This is a genomic window from Peptococcus simiae, from assembly GCF_046569735.1.
In the GTDB taxonomy this organism is placed as follows: Bacteria; Bacillota; Peptococcia; order Peptococcales; family Peptococcaceae; genus Peptococcus; species Peptococcus simiae_A.
Genome location: NZ_JBKICG010000047.1, coordinates 1 through 579, shown reverse-complemented (window position 1 = coordinate 579; position 579 = coordinate 1). Strand labels below are relative to the sequence as shown.

The following is a 579-nucleotide window of genomic DNA, read 5'->3' as shown; positions in this document are numbered from 1 at the left end:
CAATACAGAGCGAGAGAGAGCCGCAGAGAAGAGGTCCAGGCGACTGTTTAGCAAAAACACAGGTCATTGCCAAATCGTAAGATGACGTATAATGGCTGACGCCTGCCCGGTGCTGGAAGGTTAAGGGAAAGAGTGCAAGCTTTGAACTGAAGCCCCAGTAAACGGCGGCCGTAACTATAACGGTCCTAAGGTAGCGAAATTCCTTGTCGGGTAAGTTCCGACCCGCACGAAAGGCGTAACGATCTGGACGCTGTCTCAACAAGGGACTCGGTGAAATTGAACTACCGGTAAAGATGCCGGTTACCTACGATAGGACAGAAAGACCCCATGGAGCTTTACTGCACCCTGATATTGGGTTTCGGTTATTTATGTACAGCATAGGTGGGAGACAGAGAAGCGAGGTCGCCAGATTTCGTGGAGTCAGCATTGGGATACCACCCTTAAATAGCTGAAATTCTAACAAGGAACCCTCATCGGGTTATTGGACATTGTCAGGCAGGCAGTTTGACTGGGGCGGTCGCCTCCTAAAGAGTAACGGAGGCGCTCAAAGGTTCCCTCAGAACGGATGGAAATCGTTCA

The 579-nt window shown here is 50.4% G+C and carries 1 rRNA gene; it reads left to right on the top strand.

Annotated elements, in window-relative coordinates:
• Nucleotides 1-579 (top strand): 23S ribosomal RNA (locus ACLGL1_RS09795); the annotation flags it as partial.